We start from the raw sequence: 13,218 nt of genomic DNA on the forward strand, positions 1-13,218 counted from the left end.
GTACTGCGCGCCGCACTTCCAGGCCCAGCAGTTGTGTCCGGCGGAAGCGTCGCGGTGGGCGGCGATGAACGCCTGCGCCTCGTCCTCGTCGGCCACCGGCGCGGCGATGGTGTGGAAGCGGCTCTTGCGGATTTCCTCGCGGTATTCGGCGAGGCCTTGCAGGGTGCTCGGCATCGCGTTCAGGCCGCCGGCGGGGTCAGTCCGCAGCCCTTGAGGATGATCCGCACCAGGTTGTCGGCGGCGGCGGCGAAGTCCTGCCTGGACATGCGCTTGCGGCCGGTGACCAGGCCGATCTGGCTGGCGAAGTCGGCGTAGTGCTGGGTGCTGCCCCAGAGCAGGAAGATCAGGTGCACGGGATCCACCGGGTCCATCCGGCCGGCGGCGATCCAGGCCTCGAATACCGCGGCGCGGCCGCGGAACCAGCTGCGGTAGTCCTGGTTGAAATGCGCGGTGAGGCACTCGCCGCCGCTGATGATCTCCATGGCGAAGATCCGCGAGGCCAGCGGGTAGCGGCGGGAGAACTCCATCTTGGCGCGGATGTAGCGGGCCAGCGCCTCGGCCGGATCGTCGTCGACGCCGAGGGTGTTGAAGGTACTGTCCCAGAGTTCGAGGATGTTGCTCAGCACCGCCGTGTAGAGGCCCAGCTTGTTGCCGAAGTAGTAGTGCAGGTTGGCCTTGGGCAGGCCGACGTTCTGCGCGATGGTGTTCATGCTGGTGCCCTTGAAGCCGTGGCGGGCGAACTCCTCCTCGGCCGCGGCGAGGATCGCCTCCTCGTTCTTCTGGCGGATGCGCCCGGCCGGCTTGTCGCGGGCGGCCGGGTCGTGGGCGGGCACTGTCAGGGTCATGCGCAGGTTTCCATCGGCGTGATCCCCGCGTTGATACCCCAGCCCGGCCGCGGGACACAAGCCAGGGGCGGAAAAATTTGCAAACGCCCGTATCAACCCAGCGGCTTGCGCCAGCGCGCCAGGGCGCCGCCCTTCGCGCTGGCCTGCGCCGCTTCGGCAACGCGCTCCTCGGGCAGCAGCAGGTTGAGCAGGATGGCGGTGATGCCGCCGCTGGTGATCGCCGAGTCGAACAGGGTCTTCACTACCGCCGGCATCTGGTCGAGCAGGGTCGGCTGCGCGGCCACGCCGAGGCCGACGCCGAACGAGGCGGCGATGATCAGCACGCTGCGGCGGTCCATCGCGGTCTGGCCGAGAATGCGGATGCCGGCGGCGGCGACGCTGCCGAACATCACCAGGGTGGCGCCGCCGAGCACCGGCTTGGGGATCTGCTGGAGGATCGCGCCGATCCAGGGGAACAGGCCGAGCGCCAGCAACACGCCGCCGATGTAGATGCCGACGTGCCGGCTGGCCACCCCGGTGAGCTGGATCACCCCGTTGTTCTGCGCGAAGGTGGTGTTCGGGAAGGCGCTGAAGGTGGCTGCCAGCAGGCAACTGACGCCGTCGCCGAGCACCCCGCCGCGCAACCGCTGCAGGTACGCCGGCCCCTCCAGGGGTTGCCGCGAGAGCATGCAGTTGGCGGTCAGGTCGCCGACCGTCTCGATGCTGCTGATCAGGTAGATCAGCGCCACCGGCAGGAAGGCCATCCAGTCGAAGGCGAAGCCGAAGCGGAACGGCTGCGGCAGGCTGACCAGCGGCAGCTCGGGCAGCGCCCGCGGAACGAACAGGCCGGTCGCCCAGGCCGCCAGGGTACCCAGCGCCAGGCCGATGACGATGGCGGCCAGGCGCAGCCAGGGCAGGCGCGAGCGGTTCAGCAGGACGATGCTCAGCAGCACCAGCGCGCCCAGCGCGAGATTGGCCGGTGCGCCGAAGTCCGTGGCCCCGGCTCCGCCGCCGAGGTCGGTGATGCCGACCTTGATCAGGCTGACGCCGATCAGGGTGATGACGATGCCGGTGACCAGCGGCGTGATCACCCGGCGAAGATGGCCGAGGAACCGACTGAGGACGATCTGCACGAAGGCGCCGAAGAAGCACACGCCGAAGATCATCGCGAGGATCTCCTCGGGACCGCCGCCGCGCTGCTTCACCAGCATCCCGGCGGCCAGCACGGCGCCGAGGAAGGCGAAGCTGGTGCCTTGCAGGCAGATCATCCCGGCGCCGATGCCGAACGGCCGGCGCGCCTGGATCAGGGTGCCGGCGCCGGAAACCATCAGCGCCATGCTGATCAGGTACGGCAGGTGCTCGCCGAGGCCGAGCAGCGAGCCGATCACCAGCGGCGGAGTGACGATGCCGACGAAGCTGGCCAGCACGTGCTGTAGCGCGGCAAGGAAGGCGGGAAGCGGGCGCGGCCGGTCGTCGAGGCCGTAGATGAGGTCGTTGGGGCGTTGGTCTTCGCTATGCATCGGGCCGTCTCAAGTGGCGCTCCTCGGACAGGAGGAGGATGCACGGCTTCTGCAAAAAGCTGTCCAGGTGATCAGCTTATTCCTGCCGCTCAGGCTGCAAGGCGCGCCCGGCGTGGGTCGAGCGGACAACGGGAGGCAAACGCAAGGACCACGGAGGCGACCGTCGCGCACCGTGCCGATGCACGGCGCGCAATGACGGGGCGCGCTGGCGGGGCCGGGCCGGCAGCCCCGCGCGACGGACTCAGAAGTGGTACTTGACCAGGAAGCTGGCGGTGTTCTGGTCGGTGGTGAAGTACTGCGAGTCCTTCACGCCGTACTTGTCGGACCAGTAGTCGTACTCCAGGCCCACGTACAGGTGCTTCGCCTCATAGCCGAGGGCCTTGCCCAGGTCGTACTTGACCTGTGGGTTGAAGTGCAGGTTGGCGTGGTAGTCGCTCTGGTTGCGGCGGCTGGTGCTGGCGCTCTTGTTGTTGATCACCCAGTCCATGTAGCCGTCGATGAGGATGTCGGAGTTGCCCACCGGAATGGTGTAGGACCACACCGGGGTGATCTGCCAGGCGCCGGCGCGCACGCGGTTGCCGTCGGGCTTGCGGTAGTAGAAGTTGAGCTGGAAGTAGTCGAAGCCGGGGATCGCCAGGTCGAAGCCCGGGCCGAGCAGGTAAGCCTCGGTGTCGCCTTCGCCGAACTCGTAAGTGCCGGCCAGCAGCACGTCCTTCACCGGGCCGAAGGAGAGGTCCGCTCCGGTGAGCTTGCCGAAGCTCAGGCGCGGAGTGATCTCGCCGTAGTAGGTGTTCTTGCCGTTGCTGGCGTCTTCCTTGCCGTTGTAGTTGATCTGGTCGAAGAAGATGAACAGGTCGCCCCAGGTCCAGCCGCTGGCATGTTCCAGGGTGAAGGTCTGCTGGATCGGCGGGTTGATCTTGAAGTTCTTGCCGTAGAGGTAGGTCAGGCTCTCGTTGTGCCAGAGCAGCGGCCCCGAGTCGGTCTCGTGGGTCGGCGTCATGTCATGGTCTTCGGCGACAGCCTGGCCTGCGGCCAGCAGCCCCCCGGCTAGCATCACGGTGGCGAGTGTGCGGCTCATTGAAACGCTCCTGGAGTGAATAGCTTTTTTTCTAGTGGGCGAACCTGTCCGAGCGGTCAGGCCTCGCCATGGATAGCAAGAACGAAGCCAAGACGGCGCGGGCGCTTCGCCGGGTTTCCAACGGCGAAGGGAACGCCTGTTTTTTCAGTGTTCTGGACAAAGGCGGCGAAATGCCTCCAACCTCTCTACGACGGCAAAAACCTGACCCCAAGGACAGTTTCTGCCTTGCGCTGGTGCGTGGTCGGGAGGGGCGTGCTCGACTTTGGGATGGCAGCGCGAAGAAAACTGGATACACAAAAGCGTTTTGTGACAAAAAGAATCAGTAGGATTTTGTACACAAAACACTGCGTGGTATTTCTACACATCACCGCCCCGGCGTTCGGGCGAGAAGCGGCGCGGATGATGCCAGAGACGACGGGCGGAATTCATCCCCGAATGGGGTTTTTCGTCGGGTTTCAGGACGCCCGGGCGTAAATTCGCCAGGGCCTGGGAGACTCCGGTGGCATGACATCCAGAAAGCGCTCTCGATGTCGCGTAGCGGAGCGCGCTCGAGTACGGGTCGCCTGGCAGCCTATGCCTGCCGGGACTTCTTGCTTCGCCATCCGCAGGGCGGATACGCCTTGGGCATTATCCGCCGGACAGGTCTCCCCGCCTCACCCACATGGGTCCCCTCACCACACCGCGATCTGCGAATCGGTGCGCGGCTCGGTGCCGCCACAGAGCACGCCGCTGGCCGGGTCGCGCAGGACGATCTGGCCGCGCCCGTAGCTGGTCGAGTCGTAGGCGATCTCCACCTGGTGCCCACGCTGCGCCAGCTCCGCCGCCAGCGCGCGCGGCGCGGCATGTTCGATGCCGACGCGCAGCCCGCCCAGCCACTGCCAGCGCGGCGCGTCGAGGGCAGCCTGGGGGTTGAGGCCGAAGTCCACCAGGTTCATCACCATCTGCACGTGGCCCTGCGGCTGCATATAGGCGCCCATCACGCCGAACGGGCCGAGCGGCACGCCGTCCTTGCTGAGGAAACCGGGAATGATGGTGTGGAAGGTCTGCTTGCCCGGCTCCAGGCAATTCACGTGGTCCGGATCGAGGCTGAACTCGGCGCCGCGGTTCTGCAAGGCGATGCCGGTGCCAGGCACCACCACGCCGGAGCCGAAGCCGTGGTAGTTGCTCTGGATGAACGAGACCAGGTTGCCCTCCTCGTCGCCACAGGCCAGGTACACCGTACCGCCCGGCTTCGGCTGGCCGGGGCTGGGATCGAGCGCGCGCTCACCGATCAGCGCGCGGCGGCTGGCGGCGTAGTCCACGTGCAGCAGTTCCTCGACCGAGACCCGCATCGACTGCGGCTGGCTGATGTAGTGCAGCCCGTCGACGTACGCCAGCTTCATCGCCTCCAGTTGGCGATGCCAGGTCCGCGCGCAGTCGCGCTCGCCGAATTCGAAGCCCTTGAGGATGTTCAGGGTCATCAGGGCGATCAGGCCCTGGCCGCTCGGCGGAATCTCCCAGACGTCATAGCCACGGTAGTTCAGCGAGATCGGTTCGACCCACTTCGCCTGGTAGCCGGCCAGGTCCTCCGCGCGCAGGTAGCCGCCGCTGCGCTCGGCGTGGCCGACGATGGTCCTGGCCAGCTCGCCGCGATAGAAGCTTTCGCACTGGCTGCGCGCCAGCTCGTCCAGGGTGTCGGCCTGGCCCGGCTGGCGGAACACCTCGCCGGCGCGCGGCGCCCGGCCGTCGATGAGGAACTCGTCGAACCAGGCCCGCAGCTCGGGCCGCTGCGGCAACGCCGCGCGGAACTTGTCCAGGCCGCTTTGCCACAGGCGGGCGATCACCGGCGAGACCGGGAAGCCATCGCGGGCCAGCTCGATCGCCGGCCGCAGCAGTTGTTCGAACGGCAATTTGCCGAAGCGCCGCGACAGTTCGGCCCAGGCCGCCGGACAGCCCGGCACGGTGACCGGCGTCCAGCCGTACAGCGGCATCCGCTCGTGGCCGGCGGCGCGCACCCGCTCGCGATCGAGCAGGCCCGGCGCGCGCCCGCTGGCGTCCAGGCCGTGCAGGCGTCCGCGGGTCCAGACCAGGGCGAAGGCATCGCCGCCAATCCCGCAGCCGGTCGGCTCGACCACCGTCAGCGCGGCAGCGGTGGCGATCGCCGCGTCGATGGCATTGCCGCCACGGCGCAATATCTCCAGCCCGACCTGCGCCGCCTGCGGCTGCGAGGTGGCGACCATGCCGCGGCGGGCATGGACCGGCGAACGTTGCGAGGCGTAGGGAAGCGCGTGGGCGGAGAAGTCGAGCATCGGCGTGGGCTCCGGGAAACTTGAGGCGGCAGGTTAGCCCTGCCAGACTCTGCCGACTAGCGACACGACGCCAAGTCATGACGATGAACGGACAGCCTGCGGAACTGCACCGCCCGATTCCCACCCTCGCCCGCCTGCCACGGCCGGTCTACGCGCGCGCCGAAAGCCTGCGCGCCGGCTCCTGGACCTCGCGCCACCGGCACGCCTGGGTACAGCTTTCCTACGCCATCAGCGGCGTGCTCGGCGTGCATACCGCCGAGGGCAGCTTCTTCGCCCCGCCGCAGCGGGCGATCTGGATTCCGGCGCAACTGGAACACGAGGTGGTCACCTCCACCCGCGCCGAGATGCGCAGCCTGTACATCCGTGGCGACGCCTGCGCCTGGGCACCGACGCGTTGCCGGGTGCTGGAGGTGACGCCGCTGGCGCGCGAGCTGATCAAGAGTTTCTGCGAACTGCCGGTGGACTACCCGGAGGGCGACAGCGCCGAATCGCGGCTGGTGCAGGTGCTGCTGGACCAGTTGCGGCTGCTGCCGGAGGTCGCCTTCTCCCTGCCGATGCCGCGCGAGCCGCGCCTGCTGCGGCTGTGCCAGGCACTGATCGACGAACCGACCCAGAGCCTGACCATGGGCGACTGGGCGCAGCGCCTGGGCACCTCGGAAAAGACCCTGTCGCGCCTGTTCCAGCGCGAGACCGGGATGAACTACCGGCTCTGGCGCCAACGCCAGCGCCTGCTCGCCTCGCTCAACGCGCTGGAGGCCGGCGACAGCGTCACCGGCGCCGCCCTGGACAGCGGCTACGACTCGACCTCGGCCTACATCGCCGCCTTCAAGGGACTCTTCGGCTTCACTCCCGGCGAACTGTTCCGCCAGCGCTGAGCCCGGCGAAGGGCCCAGCGCGCGGGGCTCAGAACACGTCGATGGGGTAGTCGACGATCACCCGGTATTCGTCGATGTCGTTGTCCACCGCGCTGTAGCCGCCGGTGCCGCGGTGGGTGGCCCAGCGCAGGCGCAGCGAGAGGTCCTTGGCCGGACCGCCCTGGACCACGTACTGCAGGTCGAGGTCGCGTTCCCAGTGCTTGGCGTTCTTGCCGTCGGCGCTGTACCAGCCGCCGTAGCCGGGGCTGTCCGGATCGACCCGGGTCAGGTCCAGCTTGCCGCGCGAGTACGAGGCCGAGGCACTCAGGCCGGGCAGGCCGAGAGCGACGAAGTCGTAGTCGTATTGCAGCTTCCAGGACTTCTCGTTGGGACCGTTGAAGTCGGAATACTGCTGCGAGTTGTCGAGGAAGATGCTGTCGCCCTGGTTGATATAGTCGAACGGCGTGTTGCCGTTGACCTTCTGCAGCACCGCGGTGACGGTGTGCTGCCTGTAGCCGACCGCGAAATGCAGGCTGTAGGTGTTGTTGTCGATCCGGCCGAGCAGCGAGTCGCCGCTGTCGACGGTCTTGTAGTAGTGCGCGCCGGGGTTCAGCGACCAGTTGTCGTCGATCTCGTAGGTGTAGTCGACGTCGGCGTAGTACTGCTTCCAGACGTTCTGCAGTTCGGCGGCGTACAGGCTGCTGGTGAAGCCCTCGATGCCGCCCCAGGTGCCGCCCAGCCAGCTGAGATGATGGCTGTCGCGGTCGCCCGGCAGTTCGCCGTAGTACGAGCCGAGGCGGCGGTGGCCGCTCTGGTTGTAGTACTTGGTGAAACTGACCTGGCCAGCCGTGAGGGTCAGGTCCTCGAAACTGTTGTTGGTCAGGCTCACGCCGCGGAAGGTCTGCGGCAGCATGCGCGACTCGCCGCCGGCGACCACCGGGTTGCTGAGGAACTGGTCGCCCAGCTTCAGCTCGGTGTCGAAGGCGCGGATCTTCAGCGCCGCCCCGCCACTGGAGAACTCATCGGGCGCCTTGCCGGACTCGTAGCCTTCCTTGCTCGGCGCGGTGATCGGCAGGATGCTGGTGCCGCCGGTACCGCCGCCGCCGTCGAGCTTCAGCCCGAGCATGCCGTAGGCGTCGACACCGAAGCCGACCACGCCGGGCGTGTAGCCGGACTGAAAGGTGGCGATGAAGCCTTGCGCCCATTCCTTGCTGTCGTGCCCGGAAGCGTGCCGGCGGTCGTGGTTGAAGTAGTAGTTGCGGGTCAGCAATTGGAGGCTGGAGCCTTCGATGAAGCCTTCTTTGGCTTCCCCCTCATCGGCCCAGGCGGCGGACGCGGTGCACAGCGCCAGCGCCATCGGCGTCAAGGCGAACAGATTCCTCATTGCGGTTGCTCCTTCTTACAGCGTGGTGAAATCCGGCAAGGCCGGAAAGCGTGTTGTGGTGTCGTTCCCGGCGACGCTTCTGCTGGCCTCGCGCGGGCGATCGCTCCCATGGGGCGCCCAGCCGGGCGCAACCCGAAAAAAAAGGCCGCTGGTATCAGCGGCCTTGAGAAGACGTCGAATAGGAGCAATCAAAGTTCGGCGTCGGGAAGTCTTGCCAGTGTATTTCCGGACACTGGAAACCGGTTGGAACACAGTCGGACTCTTCTATTGAAAGTCTCTTCGACTCATCGGGCTTTAGGCTTTCCACGTCCCGCTCTTGCATGGCGAGATCGATGAAGACAGAACGAATATCGTCGACAGCCAGCGACAATTATCCATTGAGCTGGCGCGATTATATTTTTTTGCCACTATCGGAAAAACCCGATATCCAACGAAAGTCTTTTACATATTCTGCAAGAATTCTCCGAACGGTCAGGAAGGCAAAAAAAACGCCGCATATCATATGCGGCGCAAGGACAGGGTACCCAGGCTCACGCTTCCCGAGTACCCGGGGGAAGCCATGGCGCGGCTGGCGCCATGCGCTAGATCAGGAGTCGCTGCGGGCCCCGGCCTGCGCGGCGGAAGCGGAAAGTTCCTGCTGGTGCTCGATGGCCTGCTGGTTGGCGTCGACCATGCGGTTGGTCATCAGCGAGGACTCTTCGGCGAAACCGGCCTGGGAAAATGCGAGGGAAAACAGACTGAGTATGGCGGCAGCAAGGATCTGGCGATTCATGGCGGGTCTCCGATGACACCCTGTTCACTTGGGACAGGCGCCATATTAGTTAACCGCCATGCTCGGAAAAATAGCCAAACAGACGAGAGAGTATTACCTCAATAACAACAATCCTTCACTGTGCCCAGTAACTTGAACTTTGCATGGTGGTTTCGTCGCGGGCGAATGCCTGGGGAAGTTCCTGTTGCAACAGATCGACCCAGGTGCGGATCTTCGCGTCCAGGTAACGCCGCGAGGGATACAGCGCATAGATGGTCCGCTCGTGCATGGCATGGCCGGGCAACACCCGTAGCAGCTCGCCGTTGCGCAGCGCCGCGGCCGCCACGTAGCTGGGCAGCAGGGCGATGCCGAGGTCGGCCTTGGCCGCCTGGGCCATGACCTCGGCGACATTGACCATGAAGGTGTTCTGCGGGCTGACGGTGCGCTCGCCCTGCTCGTCGGCGAAGATCCAGCCCTCCGGGTAGGCCGGGTCCTGCAGGCGCAGGCAGACGTGGCGCTCCAGGTCGTCCACCGAGCGCGGCACGCCGTGCTGTTGCAGGTAGCCGGGACTGGCGCAGAGTACGCTGTGGATGCTGCCCAGGCGCTGGGCGACGAACTCCGAGTCGGGCAACTGGCGCTCGCCGGTGATCAGCACGTCCTGGCCTTCCTCGAGCATGTCCGGGTTGCGCTGGGACAGGGTCAGCTCGATCACTACGTCGGGGAACAGTGCGCCGTAGCGGGCGATCATCGGCACCAGGTGATGCTGGCCCATGCCCATCAGCGACTGCACGCGCAAGCGGCCGCAGGGGCGGATGTGCGCGCCGGCGGCTTCGGCCTCGGCGACCTCGATGTCCTCGAGGATCCCACGGCACCGCTCCAGGTAGCGCTCGCCGGCCTCGGTCAGGGCCAGGCGCCGGGTGGTGCGGTGCAGCAGGCGCGTCTGCAGGTGCGCCTCCAGGTCGGAGATCAGCCGCGATACCTGCGCGGTGGACAGGTCCAGGGCCTGGGCGGCGGAAGTGAAGCTGCCGCTGTCCACCACCCTGGCGAACACGCGCATGCCTTGCAATGTGTCCACTATTACCTCGGTTGCAAAACAGATTCGTAAATTGGTCGGATTTTCCCTGGCGCCGGGCTGCCTATACTGGCCGCCGTCGCCGTAGCAACGCCGGGCATACCCTGCCCGGCGTCGGGGCGGATGGCCCACCCGCCGTCCGCTCTCCTTCCCCCCGCACAGACTCTGCTACGGCGGCGCCCCCTTCCCCTTCCGCCGCGCTCAGCGTCCCGGTTCCGGAATCCGGTACCAGGCGACGTACAGCGCCGGCAGGAAGATCAGCGTGAGCAGCGTGGCGGCAACGATGCCGCCGATCATCGCATAGGCCATCGGCCCCCAGAACACTTCGCGGGCGATGGGGATCATCCCCAGGCTGGCCGCCGCCGCCGTCAGCAGGATCGGCCGGGTGCGGTGGTGGGTGGCTTCCAGCACGGCTTCCCAGGGCGTCTTGCCGTCTTTCTCGAAGGCATCGATCTGGGTCACCAGGATCACCGAGTTGCGGATGATGATGCCGATCAGCGCGAGAATCCCGAGGATCGCCACGAAGCCCATCGGCGTGCCGGTCGGCAGCAACGCCGCGACCACCCCGATCAGCCCCAGCGGCGCGACGCTGGCCACCAGGAACAGCTTCTGCACGCTCTGCAACTGGATCATCAGGAAGGTCGCCATGAGGAACAGCATCAGCGGCACCACCTTGGCGATCGGGCCCTCGGCCTTGCCGCTCTCCTCTACCGTGCCGCCCACTTCGATCCGGTAGTTCGCCGGCAGGCCGTCGGCGAAGCGCTTGACCTCCGGCGCCAGCTTGGCGACCAGGTCGGTGGGCTGGATCTCGCCGCGCAGCGACGCCTTCACCGTGATCGTCGGCTTGCGGTCGCGGCGCCACACCAGCGGCTGCTCCAGCTCGTAGCTGACCTTGGCGAACGCCTTGAGCGGGATCGAGGTGCCGCTGGGCGTGACGATCTGCAGGCTCTCCAGGGTCTCCAGCGAGCCGCGCTCGCTATCCTCGGCGCGGCCGATGACGTTCACCAGGTAGATGTCGTCGCGCACCTGGGTCACCGCGCTGCCGGTCACCACGCTGTTCATGATCTGCGCCACGTCCTCGGAGGACAGCCCGAGCTGGCGCGCTTTGTCCTGGGCGATGTCGATCTTGAGCATCTTCCCGGGCTCGTTCCAGTCGTAGACGATATCGCCGATGTTCGGGTTGCCGTCGAGCACGCCGGCCAGGCCCATGGCGTACTCGCGGACCTTGTCGATCTGCGGTCCGCTGACCCGGTACTGGATCGGCCGTCCCACCGGCGGCCCCATCTCCAGCGGCTGCACGTAGGTGCTGATGCCGACGTAGTCCTTGCGCAAGCGATCGCGCAGGCGTGCGGCGACGCGCTCGCGGGCCTCCAGGTCCTTGGTGACGATCACCAGCTGGCCATAGAAGTTGTTCTGCAACTGCTGGTCCAGCGGCAGGTAGAAGCGGATCGCGCCTTCGCCGACGTAGGCGCTCCAGTGGTCGATGTCCTCGTCGTCCTTCAGCGTCGCTTCCAGGCGGTCCATCACCGCCCTGGTCTCGTGGATGCTGCTGTTTTGCGGCAGGTTGAGGTCGACCAGCAGTTCCGGACGGTCGGAAGACGGGAAGAACTGGTGCTGGACGAACTTCATCAGGAACAGCGACACGCCGAACAGCAGCGCGGTGAGGAAGATGGTCGTCCAGCGCCGGCGCATCGCCAGGTGCAGCAGGCTGTCGAAACGCTCGGCGATGCGGCCCTTCTTCTGCTCCGACTTGTGCTTGAGAGTCTTCGGCAGGATGTGCACGGCGATCACCGGGGCGAACAGCACCGCGACGATCCACGACAGCAGCAGGGCCACGGCGATCACCGCGAACAGGGTGAAGGTGTACTCGCCGGCGGAGCTGGCGTTGAGCCCGATGGGCACGAAGCCGGCCACCGTCACCAGGGTCCCGGTGAGCATCGGGAAGGCCGTCGAGGTGTAGGCGTAGGTCGCCGAGTCGTGCAGCGAGTCGCCCAGTTCGAGGCGCGTGATCATCATCTCCACGGTGATCATGGCATCGTCCACCAGCAGGCCGAGGGCGATGATCAGCGCGCCGAGGGAAACCCGCTGCATGGTGATGTCGGTGTATTCCATGAACACGAAGACCATCGCCAGCACCAGCGGGATCGAGCAGGCCACCACCAGCCCGGCGCGCAGGCCGAGGCTGACGAAGCTGACGATGAGGACGATCACCACCGCCTCGAACAGCGCCTGGGTGAAACCGCCGACCGCCTTCTTCACCACCTGGGCCTGGTTCGACACCTGGTGCACGCCGACCCCGACCGGCAGTTCGCCGGTGATCTCCTGCATGCGCGCATTGAGCGCCTCGCCGAACTCGAGGATATTGCCGCCCTCCTTCATCGCCACCGCCAGGCCGATGGCCGGCTCGCCCTTGTAGCGGAACAGCGAGGTCGGCGGGTCGACGAAATCGCGGCTGATGCTGGCCAGGTCGGACAGCCGGTAGAAACGATCGTTGACCCGCAGGTTGACCGCCTGCAGGTCCTTTTCCGAACGGAAATTGCCGGAGGTGCGCACCGAGATGCGCTCGGGGCCGGCCTCGACCACGCCCGACGGGGTCACCGCGTTCTGCGCCTGCAGGCTCTGCACGACCTGGCGCTGGTCGAGACCGAGGGCGGCCAGCTTGCGGGTGGAGAAGTTGAGGTAGATGACCTCGTTCTGCGCACCGATCATCTGCACCTTGCCCAGGTCTTTCACCGAGCGGATGTCCAGGCGCACCTTCTCCACGTAGTCGCGCAGCTGGCGGAAGTCCAGGCCGTCAGCGGTGAAGGCGTAGACGCTGCCGAACACGTCGCCGAACTCGTCGTTGAAACCCGGTCCCTGGATGCCCTGGGGGAATTCCCCCTGGATGTCGGAGATCTTCTTGCGCACCTGGTACCAGATATCCGGGATGTCGCCGGCCTTGGTGGTGTCCTTGAGGTAGACGAAGACCGTCGATTCGCCGGGTCGCGTGTAGCTCTTCACGTAATCCAGCGAGTCCAGCTCCTCGAGCTTCTTCTCGATGCGGTCGGTGACCTGCTCCAGGGTGTCGTCCACCGTGGCGCCCGGCCAGCGGGTCTGGATGACCATGGTCTTGATGGCGAACGAGGGATCCTCCTCGCGCCCCAGGTTGAGGTAGGAGAACACGCCCATCACCAGCGATACCGCCATCAGGTACCAGACCAGGGACTGGTGGCGCAGGGCCCAGTCCGACAGGTTGAAACCGCCCTTCATCGCGCATCCTCGTCGAGTTTGATCTTCTGGCCGGGCTTGAGGCTGTTGACTCCGGCGCGGACCACCCGGTCGCCGTCGGCCAGGCCCTGTCCGATCACCACCTGGCGTTCGTCGCGGCTGAGCACCTGTACCTCGCGCAGGGCCACGCTGGACTGTTTCCCATCGACGACCCAGACCTGGGTCTTGCCGTCGCGTTCC

The 13,218-nt window shown here is 66.4% G+C and carries 11 protein-coding genes and 1 pseudogene; 2 read left to right on the forward strand and 10 right to left on the reverse strand.

Going from position 1 to position 13,218, the window contains the following annotated elements; genetic code table 11:
- The 4 genes from FFS27_RS17595 to FFS27_RS17610 all read right to left on the reverse strand — a co-directional run.
- On the reverse strand, nt 1-174 hold a 174-nt coding region (locus FFS27_RS17595), incomplete at its 3' end, for a YigZ family protein (RefSeq protein ID WP_171019204.1).
- Between the two features lie 5 nt (nt 175-179).
- Nucleotides 180-845, reverse strand: a complete 666-nt coding sequence (locus FFS27_RS17600) for a TetR/AcrR family transcriptional regulator (protein ID WP_003083903.1) — start codon at nt 843-845, stop codon at nt 180-182.
- A 92-nt stretch (nt 846-937) separates the two neighbouring features.
- Complete coding sequence (locus FFS27_RS17605) at nt 938-2,344, reverse strand: uracil-xanthine permease family protein (RefSeq protein WP_003083900.1); 1,407 nt, start codon at nt 2,342-2,344, stop codon at nt 938-940.
- A 241-nt stretch (nt 2,345-2,585) separates the two neighbouring features.
- The gene (locus FFS27_RS17610; RefSeq protein WP_003083898.1) at nt 2,586-3,422 is read right to left on the reverse strand and encodes an outer membrane protein OmpK; all 837 of its coding nucleotides are present in this window, start codon (nt 3,420-3,422) and stop codon (nt 2,586-2,588) included.
- Nucleotides 3,423-3,490: 68 nt separating this feature from the next.
- Here FFS27_RS17610 and FFS27_RS17615 point away from each other — a divergent pair, with 68 nt between their 5' ends.
- Nucleotides 3,491-3,748 (forward strand): hypothetical protein, encoded by a 258-nt coding sequence (locus FFS27_RS17615; protein WP_109233049.1) that lies wholly within the window; start codon nt 3,491-3,493, stop codon nt 3,746-3,748.
- A gap of 345 nt (nt 3,749-4,093) precedes the next feature.
- Here FFS27_RS17615 and FFS27_RS17620 read toward each other — a convergent pair whose 3' ends face one another.
- On the reverse strand, nt 4,094-5,710 hold the full coding sequence (locus FFS27_RS17620; RefSeq protein ID WP_003137047.1) for a gamma-glutamyltransferase family protein: 1,617 nt from the start codon (nt 5,708-5,710) through the stop codon (nt 4,094-4,096).
- A 77-nt stretch (nt 5,711-5,787) separates the two neighbouring features.
- Here FFS27_RS17620 and FFS27_RS17625 point away from each other — a divergent pair, with 77 nt between their 5' ends.
- Nucleotides 5,788-6,585 (forward strand): AraC family transcriptional regulator, encoded by a 798-nt coding sequence (locus FFS27_RS17625; RefSeq protein WP_003083886.1) that lies wholly within the window; start codon nt 5,788-5,790, stop codon nt 6,583-6,585.
- A 28-nt stretch (nt 6,586-6,613) separates the two neighbouring features.
- Here the strand turns inward: FFS27_RS17625 and FFS27_RS17630 are convergent, their stop codons facing one another.
- The 5 genes and pseudogenes from FFS27_RS17630 to FFS27_RS17655 form a co-directional block, all read right to left on the reverse strand.
- Entirely contained in the window at nt 6,614-7,948 is a 1,335-nt protein-coding gene (locus tag FFS27_RS17630; protein WP_003102204.1) for an OprD family porin, read from the reverse strand.
- Nucleotides 7,949-8,534: 586 nt separating this feature from the next.
- On the reverse strand, nt 8,535-8,720 hold the full coding sequence (locus tag FFS27_RS17640; protein ID WP_003083879.1) for a hypothetical protein: 186 nt from the start codon (nt 8,718-8,720) through the stop codon (nt 8,535-8,537).
- A gap of 115 nt (nt 8,721-8,835) precedes the next feature.
- Nucleotides 8,836-9,774 (reverse strand): LysR family transcriptional regulator, encoded by a 939-nt coding sequence (locus FFS27_RS17645; protein WP_003083876.1) that lies wholly within the window; start codon nt 9,772-9,774, stop codon nt 8,836-8,838.
- Nucleotides 9,775-9,972: 198 nt separating this feature from the next.
- A complete protein-coding gene (gene triC / locus FFS27_RS17650; protein ID WP_003137043.1) occupies nt 9,973-13,020 on the reverse strand; it encodes a triclosan efflux RND transporter permease subunit TriC in 3,048 nt (1,015 codons plus the stop codon).
- Nucleotides 13,017-13,218: pseudogene (locus tag FFS27_RS17655) on the reverse strand (efflux transporter periplasmic adaptor subunit); the annotation flags it as partial. The pseudogene FFS27_RS17655 and the gene triC, both read right to left, overlap by 4 nt.

Origin of the sequence: Pseudomonas sp. 2VD, assembly GCF_005503585.1 — a bacterium.
GTDB lineage: Bacteria > Pseudomonadota > Gammaproteobacteria > Pseudomonadales > Pseudomonadaceae > Pseudomonas > Pseudomonas aeruginosa.

What these genes read in the sequence shown, in the direction of transcription:
- FFS27_RS17600 (WP_003083903.1), bottom strand. Translation starts at nt 845, where the DNA reads ATGACCCTGACAGTGCCCGCCCACGACCCGGCCGCCCGCGACAAGCCG.
- FFS27_RS17605 (WP_003083900.1), bottom strand. Translation starts at nt 2,344, where the DNA reads ATGCATAGCGAAGACCAACGCCCCAACGACCTCATCTACGGCCTCGAC.
- FFS27_RS17610 (WP_003083898.1), bottom strand. Translation starts at nt 3,422, where the DNA reads ATGAGCCGCACACTCGCCACCGTGATGCTAGCCGGGGGGCTGCTGGCC.
- FFS27_RS17615 (WP_109233049.1), top strand. Translation starts at nt 3,491, where the DNA reads ATGGATAGCAAGAACGAAGCCAAGACGGCGCGGGCGCTTCGCCGGGTT.
- FFS27_RS17620 (WP_003137047.1), bottom strand. Translation starts at nt 5,710, where the DNA reads ATGCTCGACTTCTCCGCCCACGCGCTTCCCTACGCCTCGCAACGTTCG.
- FFS27_RS17625 (WP_003083886.1), top strand. Translation starts at nt 5,788, where the DNA reads ATGACGATGAACGGACAGCCTGCGGAACTGCACCGCCCGATTCCCACC.
- FFS27_RS17630 (WP_003102204.1), bottom strand. Translation starts at nt 7,948, where the DNA reads ATGAGGAATCTGTTCGCCTTGACGCCGATGGCGCTGGCGCTGTGCACC.
- FFS27_RS17640 (WP_003083879.1), bottom strand. Translation starts at nt 8,720, where the DNA reads ATGAATCGCCAGATCCTTGCTGCCGCCATACTCAGTCTGTTTTCCCTC.
- triC (WP_003137043.1), bottom strand. Translation starts at nt 13,020, where the DNA reads ATGAAGGGCGGTTTCAACCTGTCGGACTGGGCCCTGCGCCACCAGTCC.